Genomic DNA, 18,480 nt, shown 5'->3' on the forward strand with positions numbered 1-18,480 from the left:
GTTTTTTTAGATAGATAAAATGATTATTTTTGTGCAACTTTTAATAATTAAATGCTTTATATGGATACTACAGTAGCGAATACTGGAACAGAAGGCAAAAGCTGGGGTGGAGGAAAAGAGCCACTCAAGTCTAGTTATGGTAAAATGATGATGTGGTTTTTTATCGTATCTGATGCCTTAACGTTTTCGGGTTTTTTAGCAGCTTATGGATTTTCACGTTTTAAGTTTATGGGCTCGTGGCCTATAGCTGACGAGGTGTTTACGCACGTTCCGTTTTTTCATGGGAATTATCCAATGATTTATGTTGCTTTTATGACATTTGTTTTAATTATGTCGTCTGTAACAATGGTATTAGCTGTTGATGCTGGTCATCACATGAAGAAATCAAAAGTAACATGGTATATGTTCTTAACCATTATTGGTGGTCTAATTTTCGTTGGCTCACAAGCTTGGGAATGGGGAACATTTATTAAAGGTGAGTATGGTGCAGTACAAACAAAAGGAGGCAATATTCTTCAATTTGTTGATTCAGACGGGAAAAGAGTGGCTGTAAGTGAAATGGCAATCTCTGTGGAAGATGAGAGAGTTAGGCATTTGAGAAAAAACGGACTTTGGTTCGTAGAAGAAGGTCCTTTGCCAGTATATACAGTTCAAGAGGTTTATAATGGGTTAGTTGCGCATCCAAATGTGCATATACGAACGCAAGATCTTAATGAGGAAGGTGAAAAAACAATCCTATCTAGAGAGGAGTCACTCACTAAATTAAAGAGAGAAGGGACGCTTGTTGTTCATGGAGCCAACTTAGAGGTTAATGAATATGGAGCTTCACTATTCGCAGATTTCTTTTTCTTCATTACAGGATTTCACGGTTTCCATGTATTCTCTGGAGTTGTAATTAATATTATTATTTTCTTCAATGTTATCCTTGGAACTTATGAGAGGAGAGGTAGCTATGAAATGGTAGAAAAAGTTGGATTGTATTGGCACTTTGTCGATTTAGTATGGGTATTCGTATTTACATTCTTCTACCTAGTATAATAAAGAATAAAAGTTAAAAAATGGCACAAGAACATAAATTAGAAATATTTAGAGGCACTCTTAAGTTTAAATCTAACACTCAAAAAATTTGGGGTGTTTTAATTTTCTTAACTTTAGTGACCATAGTGGAAGTTGTTTTGGGGATTTACAAACCAGAATCCTTAATGCATGCATGGATAGCACCTTTTGAAGGTGGGCTTTTAGCAACGTTAGGAAACTTATTTTTGTCTCCAATTATTTATATGAAGCCATTAAATTTAATATTCATTGTATTAACAATTGTTAAGGCATATTATATTACTTGGGACTTCATGCATATGAGAGACGAGACAGGAGCATTAAGACGTATGGTCGTTTGGACTGGTGTTTTCTTAGTATGCTACTTAATTTTCATCTTATTACAAGAGGGTGGTTACATTCAAGGTGTCTATGAAAATGGTTTTATTAAAACAGATTTTTAACATAGTATTATCATTATAAAGTATAGTAAAAGACGGTTTTTTAAACCGTCTTTTTTTATTTTTGCAGTATGGAAAAAAGCAATATCAAACGGAATCTTGTATTAAGCATATTATTCTTTTTACCTGTAGCATTCTTATTGATGCTGTATCCTTCTACACATAACTATGACCCCTTAGAAATAGTAGGTGATAATGTCTCAGATTTAGAATTATTCACTTCAGATTCTGAAGCCGAAATCCTCCTTAAAGACCACATTACTATTGTTGGCTTCCTCGGAAATGATCCACAAAGTCACCTCATAGCTGCTTCAAATCTTAAAGAGTTAGTCTATGATAAGTTTTTAGGATTTAAGAAATTTCAAGTGGTTATTGTTTTACCGAAAGGAACTGAATCTGAGGCGGAAAAATTTCATAGAGAAATCGACAACTATGCAGATATGCGCTTTTGGCATTATGTCTTTGGACAGCCAAATGATATTAAAAAAATATTTGATAGCCTCAAAACAGAAGAACCTTTAGATGGTAATTTGTTTACAGATCACGTATTTGTCATCGATAAGGATTTAAGCCAACGTGGACGTTTAGATGATAGAAAGGATAAGGAGAAAGAAAAGAAAGAAATAATTTATCCTTTGTATTCTTATGACTGTATTGAGATTGACGAAATTAAGAACAAAATGAGTGATGATCTGAGGATTTTATTTACCGAGTATCGCCAAAAACGTAAGGGTAAATTTGATTCATCATCGCGACGAGCAGAAGATTTAAATGCTAACGATAAATAAATTATTATGAGCACAAAAAAAACAAATTATTCTTATATAGGTATCGCTTTTATTCTTTTAGTCTTCGGAATTATTTTTGTTCCAAAGATTATAAATAGAGTAAAAGGTGGAGATATCGTAAGATCTGAAAGTAGATCAAAAGAGGTGTCATCAGATGCTGAAGGTTTTGTGTCTGATTTAATGTTCTTAGAGATTAACGGTATACCTAAAAAAGTTCCACCATTCTCTTTTGTTAATCAGGATGGAAAAAACATCACAAATAAAGATTATGAAGGTAAGGTGTACTTAGTAGAGTTTTTCTTTACAACGTGTGGTTCAATTTGTCCTAGAATGAATAGAAACTTAGTAGAGATTCAAAACACATTTTCTGATTTTGAGAATTTTGGAGTGGCTTCATTTACTATAAATCCAGAATATGACACGCAGGAGGTTTTAAAAGCATATGCTGAAAATTACGGGATTACTAACCCAAACTGGCATTTTATGACTGGAAATCAAGATACTATTTATGATTTAGCAAATATTGGTTTCAATATTTATGCGGGAGAAAATCCAAATGTTGATGATGGCTTTGAGCATTCAGGAAACTTTGCGCTCATAGATAAAGACGGTTTTATGCGCTCTAGAAAAGACAACTTCGAAAACCCTAAAATTTTCTATAAAGGCATTATTAGTGAAGAAGAGAAAGTTGATGATGATGGAGAAACCGAAGAAATAAGTATGCTTAAAGAAGATATCGCTAAACTATTAAAAGAAGATTAATTGAAATGAATACTGTAGAAAACCCTTCCGAAGAAAAAAAATACAACAAATGGATCGTTCTTTTGGCTGTTGTGATTCCTGTTGTAGTTGCAGTTCTTTCAAGGTTGAAATTACAAGATTTTGGCATTGAAGTAGAACCACTATCATTTTTGCCTCCAATTTATGCTACAATTAATGGGTTAACTGCATTTGTTTTAATTTTTGCATTGGTCGCAATTAAAAACAAAAACAGAAAACTTCACGAGCGTTTAATGAAGTTTGCAATCACATTATCGGTTGCGTTTTTAGTGATGTACGTCGCGTATCACATGACTAGTGATTCAACAAAATTTGGCGGAGAAGGTGCTATAAAATATGTATACTACTTTATCCTGATTACACATATATTATTGTCAATTATAATCATTCCTTTCGTATTGATTACTTATGTAAGAGCCATTACTCATAATTTTGAGCGTCACAAGAAAATAGCAAAAATCACATTTCCATTATGGCTATATGTTGCTGTAACTGGAGTTGTAGTGTATGCTATGATTTCACCATATTATATTTAAATTATGAAGCAAAAGATTCTCTTTTTTCTTTTTTCATGTTTCTTTTTTCTAGAGGGCAATGCGCAATGCGCAATGTGCAGGGCTGTATTAGAAAGTGAAGAAGGCCAAACGACGGCTGAAGGTGTTAATGATGGCATCATGTATTTAATGGTAGTTCCATATCTATTAGTTGCAGGTATTGCATTTATAATCTATTGGGAGTTCTTTCGAGAACGAAAAGAAATACAATAACATTTGAAACCATTGTAACATTCTTGATATTTATAAGTCTTATAAATATTAATGAATAATTTAATTCTTAACAAATACTTAGCACAATTGGTTTTCGATTTTGTGTAATATTGTAAGAATTAATATATCATATTTATGATTCAAATCAAGGATTTACACAAGTCTTACCAAATGGGGAGCAACTCGCTTCATGTTTTAAAGGGTATTAATTTTGATGTAAAAGAGGGTGAACTAGTCTCTATTATGGGGTCTTCGGGATCTGGTAAGTCTACTTTACTAAATGTTTTAGGGATGTTAGACGAGGCAGATGAAGGAAGCTATATATTAGATGGTGTGCCTATCAGGAATCTTAATGAAAAGGTAGCGGCACGTTATAGAAATAAATTTCTAGGCTTTATTTTCCAATCCTTCAATCTTATTAATTATAAATCTGCTTTAGACAATGTTGCATTGCCATTATATTATCAAGGAATGAAACGTCATGAGCGTATTGAAAAAGCGGAGTATTACTTAGAAAAAGTAGGATTAGCTGAATGGTCTCATCATTTACCAAATGAGCTATCTGGTGGTCAAAAACAACGAGTAGCGATTGCAAGAGCGCTAGCAAGTGAGCCTAAAGTGCTTTTGGCAGATGAACCAACTGGAGCCTTGGATTCTGTAACCTCATATGAGGTAATGGATTTAATACAAGGTATCAATGACGAGGGTAAAACAATTCTTATTGTCACACACGAACCAGATATTGCACAGATGACAAAACGCATTGTGAATTTAAAGGATGGTATAATTATCGATGATAGTCCAGTAAAACAAATTAGAGCAAAAGTTCATGTTTAATATAGAGCGTTGGCAAGAAATATTTCAGACTTTAAGCAAAAACAAGTTGAGAACTGTCTTAACAGGTATCTCAGTGGCTTCAGGTATTTTTATTTTTATAGTCCTTTTGGGCTTTAGTTCTGGAGTTCAAAATGGTGTTAAAGCACAGTTTGCTGGAGATGCTACTAATAAAATTAGTGTAAGAACTCGTGTTACAACTAAACAGTATAAAGGTTTAAATCCCAATAGAAGAATTCAATTAAAGAATGAAGACTTTGAGAATATCTCCAATATTTATGGTGACTATTTGGAGTATAAGTCTGGCGGATACTCTAATTGGGGCGCACAATTAGTTTATAAAAAACAATCTGGAAATTTCAGTGTAAGAGGTGTTCATCCAGATTTTCAATTCATTGAAAATGCTATAATTTCAGAAGGTCGTTTTGTTAACCAAGGGGATATTGAAGACTCAAGAAAAGTTATTGTTGTTAGCAATAAAGCTAAAACAGAACTATTTAAAGGTAAAAATCCTATTGGGGAAATGGTCTCTATTTATGGTATCAATTTTAAGGTGGTGGGGGTTTATGCAGATCCCGGTGGCGAACGAGAGGAGAGTCAAGTCTATATTCCAATTAGTTCAGCTCAAATTGCGTTTAATGGTGCAGATAATTTGAGAGATATGTCTTTTACGGTGGCTATGTCTGATGATTTTGATGAAGCTGTTGAACTGTCGAAAAATTTAATTGCGAGTATCGATAATGATATAAAAACGAAGTATACCATAGCGCCAAATGATAGAGCTGCAGTACGTATAGACAATACGCTAGAAAAAGCGCAAAAAATATATTCTTTAAGTAATATAATCGAGGCGGTATTTTGGTTTGTAGGTATAGGCACTATTATAGCTGGTATTGTAAGTGTGGGTAATATTATGATAATTATAGTTAAGGAACGTACAAAGGAAATTGGGATAAGAAAAGCCTTAGGCGCAGAGCCACTATCCATTATCTTTATGATTCTTCAAGAATCTATTTTTGTGACTATGTTCTCTGGATTATTTGGTTTAATAATGGGATTGGGGTTATTAGAATTTATCGGGCCAACTATTGAAAATGAATTTATTAAATATCCGCAAGTAGATTTTAACACAGCTCTGATAACGGTATTTATACTAGTTGCTGCGGGAACCTTAGCAGGTTTTATTCCTGCATATCGCGCAGCAAAAATCAAACCTATTGTAGCTCTAAGAGACGAATAAGATGTTTAATAAAGATCGTTGGAACGAAATATTAGAAGCACTAACCGCTAACAAGTTTAGAACTCTGTTAACGGCCTTTGGTGTGTTTTGGGGAATTACCATTTTGGTTTTACTACTCGCTTTAACCAATGGTCTTAAGAATGGCGCAACGGTTGAGTTTAATGATTTTGCCACGAATTCTATTCTCACATGGTCGCAAGGCACTTCAATGGCGTATAAAGGTTTGCCAAGGCGCAGACGTTTTAGCTACAAGTTAAATGATATTGAAGCTCTAAAAACCGAATTTCCTGAAATAAAATATGCCTCTCCAAGAAATAAGCTTGGTGGCTATCGTGGAGAGAATAATGTAATACGGGGAACCAAAATTGGTGCTTTTGGAATTTATGGTGATTATCCAGATTATATTAATCAAGAACCAATGGATATTCTTGAAGGCAGATTTGTGAGTTATTCTGATATAGAAGCTAAGCGAAAAGTCTGCGTTATTGGTATCGACGTGATTACAGGTTTATACGATAAGGATGAACCAGTCATAGGCTCTTATATTGAAATAAATGGTGTTAATTTCATGGTAGTTGGAACATTTAAGAAGCCTAATAGTCAGGGAGATGCCGAGGAAGACGCCAATACTATAATTATTCCTTTTACGACTTTCAATCAAGCGTTTAATCAAGGAGATCGCATCTATTATATGGTTATAACTGCGTATGATGCCTATGATATTACAGAGCTTAAAGAATCCATATTTGGTTTTCTTAAAGTGAGACATACCGTCCACCCTAATGATATGAGTGCTTTAGGACATCGCGATCAGTCTTTAGATTTTAAAAAGATGTCAGGTCTTTTTCAGATCCTGTCAGTCGTTGGATATTTTGTGGGAGCACTTATTTTATTATCGGGTATCATCGGAATTAGTAATATTATGCTAATTTCTGTAAAAGAACGCACAAAAGAAATAGGAGTAAGACGAGCATTAGGCGCCACGCCTTGGGAAATCAAATCTCAAATATTACAAGAGAGTTTAATTCTCACTATTATTTCTGGAATGACTGGAGTTGCATTTTCGGCAGGTATTATTTGGTTAATGAATTATGTTTTAAATGAGAACGGGCCAGTACAGAACTTTGCAAATCCTAGTGTAGGTTTACAAGTCGTGTTTATTGCGTTTTCCATATTAGTAGTATCGGGCTTATTAGCAGGTCTTATTCCAGCAAATAGCGCTACAAAGATGAAGCCTGTTGACGCCTTAAGAATAGAATAAAAACAGAATAAAAATAATAAATAAATAACACCCAATGAAACGCACAACTACAGTTATTATACTTTTGGTTATAGTCGCAGCCTTTGCAAGTGCTTTGATTTATCTTTGGCAGAAAAACCAAGAAGATCCTATTACTTATGCCACACAGATGGCCTCAAATCAAACAATAGTTGTAAAAACTATGGCTACTGGTAGTATCGTCCCGAAAGAGGAAGTACTCATAAAGTCAAATATCTCTGGAGTTATTGAGGAGATCTTTATTGAGGCTGGAGAATATGTAAAGCAAGGTGATTTGATAGCTCAAATTAGAGTAATACCTAACGTATCAAATTTAACGAGTGCAAAAAATAATATTGCATCCAATAGGAACGCTTTACAAACTGCCGAAATCAATTTTAAAACCCAGAAATCTATCTATGATAGACAAAAAGAATTATTTGATAACGGTGTTATTTCTACAAATGATTTTGATCAAGTAAACAATACATATTTACAAGCAAAACAGCGTGTAGAACAATCTAGAATTGATGTTACACAGTCGCGTCAAAATTATGATATCATTAAGACTGGAACAACATCTGGTTTAGGTAGTGTAGCACAAACACAGGTGAGAGCAACAGTTTCTGGGATGGTTTTAGACGTCCCCGTAAGAGCAGGTAATCAAGTTATTGAGGCAAATAATTTTAATGAAGGCACCTCTATAGCATCTCTTGCTGATGTTAGGCAAATGATTTTTGAAGGTAAGGTTGATGAGAGTGAAGTTGGAAAGATTAAAGAAGGCTTACCGTTGGAAATTACTGTTGGAGCTATTGAGAATCTAAAGTTTGATGCTGTATTAGATTATATAGCGCCAAAGGGTGTAGCAGAGAATGGCGCAATTCAATTTGAAATCAAAGGATCTCTTAAAAAGATAGATTCTACTTTTATCAGAGCTGGGTTGAGCGCTAATGCATCTATTATATTAGAAAAAGCAGAGAATGTTTTAGCAATTGAGGAAGCGCTCGTTCAATATGATAGAGAGACAAAGAAGCCTTACGTAGAAATTGAAATTGGTGATCAAGAATATGAAAGAAAGGATGTAGAATTAGGAATTAGTGATGGCATTTTTGTAGAGATAAAAAACGGTATTACTAAAGACGATAAAATTAAAGTTTGGAATCAAATTCAAGGGATTTCTAAATACGCTCAATAAAAATTCATCATTTAGTGTAACACTTTAAGAATTATAGATACTTATAGAATACTTATGAAAAAAATAATCAGTATATTAATTGTTTTAATAACAATAAGCTCGCAAGCTCAAAATAAAAAATGGACACTTATTGAGTGCGTTCAGTATGCTTTAGAAAATAACATTTCAGTAAAGCAAAGTGAATTAGATATAGCAACTGCAGATATAGATAGGCTTACAGCAATAGGTAATTTTCTTCCAAGTTTAAATGCTGGTAGTAGTGTTTCTGAAAACACAGGGCTTAGTTTTAACCCCTTGACTAACAATGCACAAACGACTACATTTCTTTCTGTTAATGGAAATATAAATGTCGGCTATACTTTGTTTGATGGTCTTAGAAATATTAGAACGCTCCAACGTGCTAAAATCTCTAAATTGGCAAGTCAATACCGTTTAGATAAGATGAAAGATGATATTTCACTTTTTGTAGCCAATGGATATCTTCAAGTTATTTTGAATAAAGCCAATTTGAACGTCTTGCAATCTCAGAATGAAGTGACACAAGAACAAATAGAAAGAACAGAGCAATTAGTAGAAGTTGGTCAGTTACCAAGAGGTGATTTACTTGAAATTAAAGCGGTTAACGCAAGTGAACAGCAATCTATTATAAATGCAGAAAATAGTATTCAAATATCTTTAATAGGACTAGCTCAATTGTTATTAATTAAAGATTACGAGACGTTTGACATTGAGGATGAAGGTTATGATATTGTTGATAGCGGTATAGTAAATAAAGATATCACAGAAATTTTAGCGAAATCAAAAGAAACCAGATCTGAAATCAAAATAGCAGAGCAAAATGTTGAATTAGCTAAAAAAGATGTGCAAATAGCAAAAGGTGCTAATTTACCAACGCTTTCTGCATTTTTTGGCTACAATACTAGGTTTGTAAATACAACATCTTTTAATCAACAAGTAGATCCTGATAATCCATTTTTAACACAACAAATTGGAGTTGTTGAAGGTACTGGTCAATCTGTGGTAGGTCAATTTCCTAATACGATAGTACAGGAGGTCGCTGCAGATCCATTTATTAACCAATTGTATCAAAATGATGGTATAGGCTATGGTCTTAGTTTAAATATTCCTATTTTCAATGGATTCGCAACAAAAGGGAATATTAAACGAAGTAAAATAAATTTAGAGCGTAGTAAATTTCAACTAGAGCAAACAGAGCTAGATTTAGAGTCTACTGTGTATCAAGCTTATGTTGATGCTAAGGGTTCTTTTAAATCTTATGAAGCAGCAAAATCAGCTTTAGAATCTCAAGAACTAGCCTATGAATATGCTAAAGAACGGTATGATGTAGGATTAACAAATGCTTTTGATTTTAGCCAGTCTAAATTAAGGTTTGATAATGCTAAAATCGAAGTCAATCGTGCTAAATACGATTATATATTTAAGTTGAAGGTTCTCGAATTATATTTTGGCATACCTGCAACAGAATTAAAGTTTTAAACCATGACTAAACAAACTAAAATTATTATTACAGTTATCGCAGTAATCCTGTTAGCATTAATTGCAGGAAAATCTATGGGACTGTTTGGTAAAAAAGGAGATTTCAAAGAAGTAGAAGTTAAAAAAGTTGCTCTTCTAGATATTACTGAGACAGTTTCTGCAACTGGAAAAATACAGCCTGAAGTGGAGGTTAAAATATCGAGTGAAGTTTCTGGTGAGATTTTGGATCTTCCATATAAAGAAGGCCAGCAGGTTAAAAAAGGAGATCTTTTAGTTCGTGTTAATCCAGATCTAATTCAGTCTGCTGTGAATAGATCTCAAGCATCATATCAAAATGTGAGAGCTGGATTAGAGCAGGCAGATGCATCATTAAAAGAGGCAAAGGCAAATTATGATAGAAGTAAATCACTTTTTGAAAGAGGTGTTATTTCAAAAGCAGATTGGGATAGAGCAATTGCAGCTTTTGAAACTGCAACAGCGTCGAGGAGCTCAGCTTACTATAGTGTACAGAGTGCAGCTGCAACGGTTAATGAAGCTAAAGATAATTTGGGGAGAACAACAATTTATGCTCCTATGAGCGGAACAATCTCATTACTCAATGTAGAATTAGGAGAACGCGTCGTTGGTACACAGCAAATGGCAGGAACCGAAATTTTAAGAGTAGCTAATCTTAACAATATGGAAGTTGAGGTTGATGTTAACGAGAATGATATTGTGAAAGTTCAAATCGGCGACTCTACCTTAGTAGAAGTTGACGCCTATTTAAAAAAGGAATTTAAGGGTGTTGTGACAGAAATAGCAAACTCTGCTGCCGGTGCTTTAGCAGCAGATCAAGTTACAAACTTTAGAGTTAAAGTAAGAATTCTAGAAGAGTCTTATGCTGATTTAGTTGAAGGTAAGCCCGACACCTATTCACCCTTTAGGCCAGGAATGACTGCTACAGTAGATATTATTACTAACAAAAGCAATAATTCAATTGCTGTGCCTATTAGTTCTATTGTGATCAAAACAGAGTCTGAAATGACTAAAAGTGAAAAAGATAGGAGAGTCTCAGGTTACGAAGTAATGCAAACTGAAGATGAAGAGAAATATGAATGTGTTTTCGTTAATGATAATGGTGTAGCTAAGTTAGAAAAAGTCAAAACAGGTATTCAAGACGATACAAATATTGAAATTGTATCTGGTTTAAGTGAAGGTGCCGAAATTATTACAGGACCATATAATATAGTTTCTAAAACCCTCAAACCTGGTGATAAAATTGAGAAAAAAGGAAGTCAAATAAAAAAAGAAGAATCGCCAAAAGAGTAAGATTAGTAATATTAATTAAATTATCTTAATGTCTATAATATTAAGTATAGAAACATCTACTAAAAACTGTTCAGTCTCTCTTTCAAAACAAGGAGAGACTTTAGTTTTAAAGGAAGACTATAATATCAATTATTCACATGCAGAATTATTGCATGTGTTTATTGATGATGTTTTAAAAACCGCCAATATAAAGAAAATAGAGATTGATGCTATAGCGGTGAGCAAAGGACCTGGTTCATATACTGGTTTGCGAATTGGTGTGTCTGCAGCAAAGGGTCTGTGTTACGCGTTAGATAAGCCATTAATTTCTGTATCCACGCTGCATGCTTTGGTAAGACAGCTTGATACACAAGAAGGCGTTATTGTACCTATGTTAGATGCACGACGTATGGAGGTGTATTCAGCGATTTACGATTATGAGTTTAATTTAATTAGAAAAATTGAGGCGCAAATACTTGACGAATTATCTTTTAAAGAAGAATTAAATAACGGTAAAGTGTTTTTTATCGGAAATGGAACAGAAAAAACAAAAGCTCTACTATCTCACGATAATGCTGTCTATATAGATAACAAATTACCATCGTCTAATGAGATGAGTGCTTTGGCTTATAACAAATATATAATAGGCGACACCGAAGATGTCGCCTATTTTGAGCCTTTTTATTTAAAAGATTTTATAGCATTAAAACCTAAAAAAGCTTAACCTTTTTTCTGTATTTCAACAGTATGTGGATAAGGTATTTCTATGCCTGCAGCATCAAAGGCTTCTTTGGTTCTCTCAATCAAATCAAATTTGACTGCCCAATAATTTTCTTTTTTAACCCAAACTCTAGTGAAAAAATTGATTGAGCTATCTGCTAATTCAGATACATTTATGGCTGGTGCAGGATCTTTCAAAGCAAATTCGTTGGTGTTAATAACATCTAAAATGACATCTTTGGTCTGTTTAATATTAGAGTCATAACCAACGCCAAAGGTAATATCTACACGACGCAAATCTTCCGTAGTATAATTAACAATATTACCATTTGAGAGGCTTCCGTTTGGTATAATGACCTCTTTGTTATCTGGAGTGGTCAACTTTGTTGTAAATATTTCAATTTCTTTTACAGTTCCAGACTGTCCTTGTGCTTCAATGAAATCGCCAATTTTAATAGGTTTGAAAATCATAAGTAATACTCCTCCCGCAAAATTAGCAAGTGAACCTTGTAATGCTAGTCCTATTGCTAAACCTGCAGCAGCTAAGATGGCAGCAAATGAAGTTGTTTCAATACCAACAGTGCCTAAAACAACTACGATTAAAATGATTTTTAATAACCAACCAATTAGATTTAAAAGGAATTTTTGAAGACTTGGATCAAATTCTCTTATATCCATTGTTTTTCTAATGCCTTTGATTAAAGTTTTAATAATCCATGAGCCAATAATCCAAATAGCAATAGCCGCTAATACTTTTGGGCCAAAATCAACTATGAGTTCATAAGCCTTATCCATCCAATTTTGTAAATCCATAATACAGTTTTTAATGAGGATATAATATTAATAAAAAAACCCGAACGATAAATTAAATCGTTCGGGTTTTGAGTTTAGTTTTTTCTACTAAAGCGAATTAATGTAGTTGATTAAGTTTATTAAGTCTGCTTCACGAGATGTCTTTATTTTATTCTTTTTGATAAAATTTAAGATCTCATCTGAGCTTTCCGGAAACAGTTTAGCTAAGTCTTTTTTCTTAGTTGGCAATTCACGAGCATAAGCACCACCTATAGAAACATAATAGGTGTCATCAATGTTTTTGAACTCTGCAGGCTTGTCTTTGTCATAACTGCTTACCGCTGGTTTAGCTTCGTAATATTTTACTTCTTTTTTAGAAAATAGCTTAACGTTTTGATTGGTCTCAGTAAATGAAACAAAGTAGCCTCTTTGTAAACCATCATCTGAGTTGATATAGTTTAATGTTGTAAAGTTTAAGTCATCAATTAGAAATGTTATTATAACATTACTGATGCTTTTATTAAAGTTTTGAATCTTACCGTCACTTACTTTGATTTCAATCTCATCGGTAAATACATTATATCTAATATCATATATTTCAGTTGGGCGAGCAGATATTTTTCCTTTCGTAAAATTTTCATAAAGATAAGGTGAGCCAATTGCTTTTTTATCTTTGTCATCCATAGTAACAATAAAAGCTCCTCCACCTTCCATTAAAGCTTGGTTAGATCCATTATCTTGTGCTTGGGCATGGTTGAAACTTGAAGTTATTAAAAGTCCTAGAGTTGCAAATAGTAATGTTGGTTTTTTCATAATATTTTTTTAGTTAGATGTCAAAAACTATGCCTTTTTTTGTTGGGTAACTATTTTGTAAATAAAACGTTAGCTAATTATTTTTTTAAATTAACCCTGAATCTGGTTATGTAATCGTCCTTAACCATTGCAATTTGCTCTTACATACATATTTAAGTTGGATACTTTTTATGCCTGCTCAACTACTTTTCTAGTAGCATCTTCGTAATTTTAACTCGAGTTTGATACTACTTTAATAGACTGTAATACGGAAATAGGCTTTAACTATAACTTCTTTAAAGGTATGAAATTATCCGTTTATCGCTTCAACCGTTTCGACTTTATCTTTCATCATTTCTTTAAGCATATTTTCAATCCCACTCTTAAGCGTATACGTAGAAGATGGGCAACCACTGCAAGCTCCTTGTAGAATTACTTTTACCTTTTTTTCTACGGGATCGTAAGATTGAAATTCAATATTTCCGCCATCACTAGCAACTGCTGGCTTAACGTACTCTTCTAAAATATTTATTATTTCTTTTGAAATATCATCTCTAGATTCATAGTCATTATCTAATTGATCAATTTGCTTTGATTTGGTTTCAGGAGCATTAGGGTCTATAATGGTTTTTCCGTTTTCAACATAACTTCTTATAAACTCTCTGAGTTCCATTGTAATCTCACTCCACTCCGCAATATCAAATTTTGTAATTGAAATAAAGTTTTCATCAATAAAGACACTTTTTACAAATGGGAAATGAAAAAGCTCAGCAGCCATTGGCGCAAATTTGGTGTCATCGATAGACGTGAACTCATGCGTGGTTGTAGCCAGTTTTTTATTAGCAACAAATTTTAATACTGATGGATTTGGCGTGCTCTCAGCATAAATAGTTACTGGTGTTTTCTTTTTTTCTTCGGAAGCTTCAACAATTACATCACCCGAGTTTAAATAGGTCACAATTTGCTCAGCAACTTCGTTCTGTACATCTGCCCATTCAACGATGCTAAATTTTTCAATAGCAATAAAGTTACTTGAGATATATACTTTTTTAACAAATGGTAAATAAAATAATTGTTGAGCGATTGGAGAAGATTTTGCCTCATCTATATTGTTGAATTCAAAACTCTCATGCTGTGTAATAAATTGATTAGTTTCAAATTTGATAATTGAAGGATTGGTAGTCTCTTTTATGGAGATAGAATACGTGTTCATAGCTTTTGTTTGTGCAAAAATAGGTAACTTGAATTTCAAATAATACTATTTTAAGAATAACATAACTTTTTTAAATTGGCTATTGTGTTAAAATAAAAATCGAGATCATGAGTTGTTTTACAGCGAGTGCTGGGGAATTAAAGTGTTAAACTGTTACTATTATAACGATTTAACAATCGCGATTCCTTAATTTTTTATTAAATTTCGCTCTTATTATGAAGCCTTCTTACCATAACTGGAAATCTTATTGCTTGTTATAGTGATTTTATTCAAAGTCGTGTATTAAACCTATTTGAATAAAAAGAGGTGATTGAATGTTAAATAATAAGTTTAAAACCATTTTAAAAGCTATGAAAAAGCTCTGCTTACTATTTTTCTTACTTTCTTATGTCTCTTTCGCTCAGGATTTAAACATGCAAAGTGGCAGTTTTGATAGATGTGCACCAGATAAGTTTTATGATTCTGGAGGATCTGGAGGCGCTTACGGTAGTGATGAGAACTTGACTACTACAATCTGTTCTTTAAATGCAGGAGAGTTTATTATCCTTGATTTTTTAGCTTTTAGTACACAGCTCAATGTCGACATATTAACTATTTATGATGGTGATGATAATACCGCACCAATTATTGGAACTTATAATGGTGCTAATACTCCAGGGACAGTAACTGCATCAGGTACTAATGCAAGTGGTTGTATAACTATAGAATTTGTTTCAAATGGATCAGGAACGACTACAGGTTGGGAAGCAGATATTATTTGTGCAGTACCTTGTCAAACGATAACACCTTCAATAGATAGTACAGTTCCAGCAATTAACTCCTCGGGCTCAGTACAAGCAAATATTGGTGAGTCTATTACCTTTAATGGGAGTGCTATGTTTTCTGCTGATGGGACAGGTGCAACTTATCAGTGGAATTTTGGAGATACAAATACAGATACAGGAAATACAGTCACAAATACATATACTGCTCCAGGAAATTATACAGTTACTTTAATAGTCACAGATGCTAATCCTGTGGGATGCGTTGAGACTACAACTATTTCTGTATTTATTGTAGGCGAGAATGTCGTTGTAGATCAAACGACATATACTGTAGAAGAACTCGTAGAGGATATACTCATAAATAGTGAGTGTGCTCAAATTAGTAATATCACATTCTCAACAGGAACAAATTTTGGTGAAGATAATGGTATAGGATACTTTATAAATGATGGTTCATTATTCCCTTTTACAGACGGAATATTATTAACCTCTGGAGATGCAAGTAAAGTTAGAGGGCCCAATGATAATGCTATGAGTGACGGTAGTCTTAATTGGCCTGGTGATGCAGAGTTAGATACAGCTGTAGGGATCAATTCAAACAATGCATCAATAATAGAATTTGATTTTGTGCCTTTGGCAGACAATATCAGTTTTGATTTTTTAATGGCTTCGGAAGAATATAATGGTTCAACAGGGGGAACTTTTGAATGTACATTTTCAGATGCCTTTGCATTTTTGTTAACGGATGCTGCAGGGAATATTACAAATTTAGCAGTATTGCCTGGAACAACAACTCCAATTTTGGTAACGAATATACATCCTCTAAATCCTGGTTGCGCTGCCATTAATGAACAGTTTTTTGGTGGCTATACTAATCAAGATGCGCCTCCAATGAGTTTTGACGGAAGAACTACGGTATTTACTGCTCAGTCTTCAGTAATTCCAGGAGACACTTACCGTATTAAATTAGTGATTGCAGATGCTGGTGATGCGTCTTTAGATTCCGGTGTGTTTTTAAAAGCAGGAAGTTTTGACTTAGGTGGTGACTTAGGTGATGATATTACTATTGCTGCAGGTACTGCAGAATGTAATGGAGCCTTAACAGTCTTAGATACTCAAACACCAACTGCAGCCCACGTGTGGTATAAAGATGGTGTTGAAATAACAGGAGAAACGGGATCTATACTTAACGTTAGCGAATCTGGAGTGTATTCAGTAGATGTCGTATTTTCAGGGATTTGCCAAGCAAGTGATTCGGTAGTTGTAGAATTTAAACCAAATCCTGTTGCAAATACACCTCCAAATCTAGCCATATGTAGTACTTCTGGTACTGGTGAATTTGCGCTTACTGATAATGATGCTGAAATTTTAGGGACTCAAGATCCAGCAGATTTTGTAATTAGTTATCACCTTATAGAACAAGATGCGATTGATAATGTCAACCCTCAAACAAGTCCATATACCAACACTGCTAACCCTCAAACAATTTTTGCTCGTCTGGCAGAATTAACTCAAGAGTGTTTTGATACAACATCTTTTGATTTAGAATTCACAAATTTGAATATTAATACAATGCTAACGCCTCTGCAAGAGTGCGATGATAATAATGATGGTTTTGCAGTGTTTATGCTAACAGATACTAATCTAGAAGTTATAGATGTAATAGATCCTGCAACAGTTTCTGTATCTTATCATTTTTCTTTAGCAGAAGCTGAAAGTGGCATCAATCCATTACCAGTGCCTTACACAAATGTTGTGATAGATAATCAAACTGTTTTTGTAAGAGTCCAAGCTAACAGCAGTGTTGATTGCTATAATATAACGACCTTAGATTTAGTAGTGAATGCTTTACCTGTTCCGTTGGCTCCAACACCTTTTGAAGTTTGTGATGATGATAACGATGGATTCTCCATGTTTGATTTGACTTCAAAAGATATCGAAATATTGGGTGCTCAAATAGGGATGACAGTCACGTATCACGAAACGCTTATCGAAGCTATTGACGGTGTTAATGCCCAATCTAGCCCATATAGTAATATCTCCGGAGGTTCTCAAACGTTGGTGGTTAGAATCACTGATGATTTAACGGGTTGTTCCGATACAGTGGAGCTTCAATTATTTGTGAATCCAATTCCATCTGTCGGTGTAATTTCAGATTATCAACTTTGTGATGATAATCTGCCAGGAGATGAAATCGAAATGTTTGATCTTTCAACTAAAGACACAGAAGCAATTGATAGCCAAACAGGAGTTGCAGTCTCATACCATGAAACACTTTCTGATGCTGTTGACGGAATAAGCCCACTTGCTAATCTTTATAGTAATACTAGTAATCCTCAAACTATTTTTGTTAATATAACCAATTCAACCAGTGGTTGTGTGAATGTTGGAAGTTTTGATTTAATTGTAAACCCTTTGCCAGCATTAGTCGCTCCAACTGCTTTAGAAGTTTGTGACGATGGCACACCAGATGGAATAACGAGTATCGATTTAACATTAAAAAACATAGAAGTCACTGGTAACGATCCAAATTACTCAGTAAGTTACCATATTAGTCTAATAGATGCAGATAACAATGTAGATCCATTACCAATCCCATATACAAATACAGCCAATGGGCAAATTGTATTCGTAAGAGCACAAGATATCAATACAGGTTGTTATGATACGACCACATTAGAATTAGTTGTACAGCAAGCACCAATCGCCAACCCACCGTCACCATTAGAAGATTGTGATCCAGACAGTGATGGTTTTGGGGTATTTGATTTAGGGAGTATGGATAATGAAATTACAGGAGGCGATCCCAGTTTAACGGTAAGTTACCATGAGACTATGGCAGATGCAAATAACAATGTGAACCCATTAGCGAGTCCATACAATAATATTGTAGAAGACCAACAAACGATTTATGTGCGTGTAGAAAGCTCAACGATAGCGACTAACTGCGCAACGATTGTAGAATTAATACTAGAGGTTAATCCAACACCACAATTAGGGGCATCACCAACGCCATTGGAGGTCTGTGATGATTTATTGGCAGATGGTTTTGCGCAA

The 18,480-nt window shown here is 34.0% G+C and carries 17 protein-coding genes; 14 read left to right on the forward strand and 3 right to left on the reverse strand.

Annotated elements, in window-relative coordinates:
* Positions 1-60 precede the first annotated feature (60 nt).
* The 13 genes from H593_RS0106645 (at position 61) to tsaB (ending at position 11,866) form a co-directional block, all read left to right on the forward strand.
* Positions 61-1,038, forward strand: a complete 978-nt coding sequence (locus H593_RS0106645) for a cytochrome c oxidase subunit 3 (protein WP_028871730.1) — start codon at positions 61-63, stop codon at positions 1,036-1,038.
* 20 nt (positions 1,039-1,058) lie between these two features.
* Positions 1,059-1,499, forward strand: coding sequence for a cytochrome C oxidase subunit IV family protein (locus H593_RS0106650; RefSeq protein WP_028871731.1), 441 nt, complete (start codon positions 1,059-1,061; stop codon positions 1,497-1,499).
* 68 nt (positions 1,500-1,567) lie between these two features.
* Positions 1,568-2,284, forward strand: coding sequence for a hypothetical protein (locus H593_RS0106655; protein ID WP_028871732.1), 717 nt, complete (start codon positions 1,568-1,570; stop codon positions 2,282-2,284).
* Between the two features lie 6 nt (positions 2,285-2,290).
* Complete coding sequence (locus H593_RS0106660) at positions 2,291-3,046, forward strand: SCO family protein (protein ID WP_037051659.1); 756 nt, start codon at positions 2,291-2,293, stop codon at positions 3,044-3,046.
* A gap of 5 nt (positions 3,047-3,051) precedes the next feature.
* Positions 3,052-3,600: a DUF420 domain-containing protein gene (locus H593_RS0106665; protein WP_028871734.1), complete on the forward strand. Its 549-nt coding sequence runs from the start codon at positions 3,052-3,054 to the stop codon at positions 3,598-3,600.
* Between the two features lie 3 nt (positions 3,601-3,603).
* Complete coding sequence (locus H593_RS0106670) at positions 3,604-3,831, forward strand: hypothetical protein (RefSeq protein WP_028871735.1); 228 nt, start codon at positions 3,604-3,606, stop codon at positions 3,829-3,831.
* Positions 3,832-3,966: 135 nt separating this feature from the next.
* Positions 3,967-4,668, forward strand: a complete 702-nt coding sequence (locus H593_RS0106675) for an ABC transporter ATP-binding protein (protein ID WP_028871736.1) — start codon at positions 3,967-3,969, stop codon at positions 4,666-4,668.
* Between the two features lie 46 nt (positions 4,669-4,714).
* Positions 4,715-5,905, forward strand: a complete 1,191-nt coding sequence (locus H593_RS0106680) for an ABC transporter permease (protein ID WP_342663078.1) — start codon at positions 4,715-4,717, stop codon at positions 5,903-5,905.
* Position 5,906: 1 nt separating this feature from the next.
* Positions 5,907-7,166: an ABC transporter permease gene (locus tag H593_RS0106685; RefSeq protein WP_028871738.1), complete on the forward strand. Its 1,260-nt coding sequence runs from the start codon at positions 5,907-5,909 to the stop codon at positions 7,164-7,166.
* 34 nt (positions 7,167-7,200) lie between these two features.
* Entirely contained in the window at positions 7,201-8,358 is a 1,158-nt protein-coding gene (locus H593_RS0106690; protein WP_028871739.1) for an efflux RND transporter periplasmic adaptor subunit, read from the forward strand.
* A gap of 54 nt (positions 8,359-8,412) precedes the next feature.
* On the forward strand, positions 8,413-9,855 hold the full coding sequence (locus H593_RS0106695; protein ID WP_028871740.1) for a TolC family protein: 1,443 nt from the start codon (positions 8,413-8,415) through the stop codon (positions 9,853-9,855).
* A 3-nt stretch (positions 9,856-9,858) separates the two neighbouring features.
* Positions 9,859-11,163: an efflux RND transporter periplasmic adaptor subunit gene (locus tag H593_RS0106700; protein WP_028871741.1), complete on the forward strand. Its 1,305-nt coding sequence runs from the start codon at positions 9,859-9,861 to the stop codon at positions 11,161-11,163.
* Between the two features lie 28 nt (positions 11,164-11,191).
* A complete protein-coding gene (tsaB, locus tag H593_RS0106705) occupies positions 11,192-11,866 on the forward strand; it encodes a tRNA (adenosine(37)-N6)-threonylcarbamoyltransferase complex dimerization subunit type 1 TsaB (protein ID WP_028871742.1) in 675 nt (224 codons plus the stop codon).
* Here tsaB and H593_RS0106710 read toward each other — a convergent pair.
* The 3 genes from H593_RS0106710 to H593_RS0106720 all read right to left on the reverse strand — a co-directional run bounded on the left by H593_RS0106710 (position 11,863) and on the right by H593_RS0106720 (position 14,659).
* Positions 11,863-12,675, reverse strand: coding sequence for a mechanosensitive ion channel family protein (locus H593_RS0106710; RefSeq protein ID WP_028871743.1), 813 nt, complete (start codon positions 12,673-12,675; stop codon positions 11,863-11,865). The two genes, tsaB and H593_RS0106710, sit on opposite strands and share 4 nt — an antisense overlap.
* Positions 12,676-12,762: 87 nt before the next feature.
* Positions 12,763-13,467 (reverse strand): hypothetical protein, encoded by a 705-nt coding sequence (locus H593_RS0106715; RefSeq protein ID WP_028871744.1) that lies wholly within the window; start codon positions 13,465-13,467, stop codon positions 12,763-12,765.
* A 289-nt stretch (positions 13,468-13,756) separates the two neighbouring features.
* Positions 13,757-14,659, reverse strand: a complete 903-nt coding sequence (locus tag H593_RS0106720) for a NifU family protein (RefSeq protein ID WP_028871745.1) — start codon at positions 14,657-14,659, stop codon at positions 13,757-13,759.
* Positions 14,660-15,009: 350 nt separating this feature from the next.
* On the opposite strand from H593_RS0106720, the gene H593_RS0106725 reads away from it, so the two are divergent.
* The coding region (locus tag H593_RS0106725) for a choice-of-anchor L domain-containing protein (RefSeq protein WP_169338351.1) at positions 15,010-18,480 on the forward strand (3,471 nt) is incomplete at its 3' end.

It is taken from the genome of Psychroserpens burtonensis DSM 12212 (genome assembly GCF_000425305.1).
Classification (GTDB): Bacteria; Bacteroidota; Bacteroidia; order Flavobacteriales; family Flavobacteriaceae; genus Psychroserpens; species Psychroserpens burtonensis.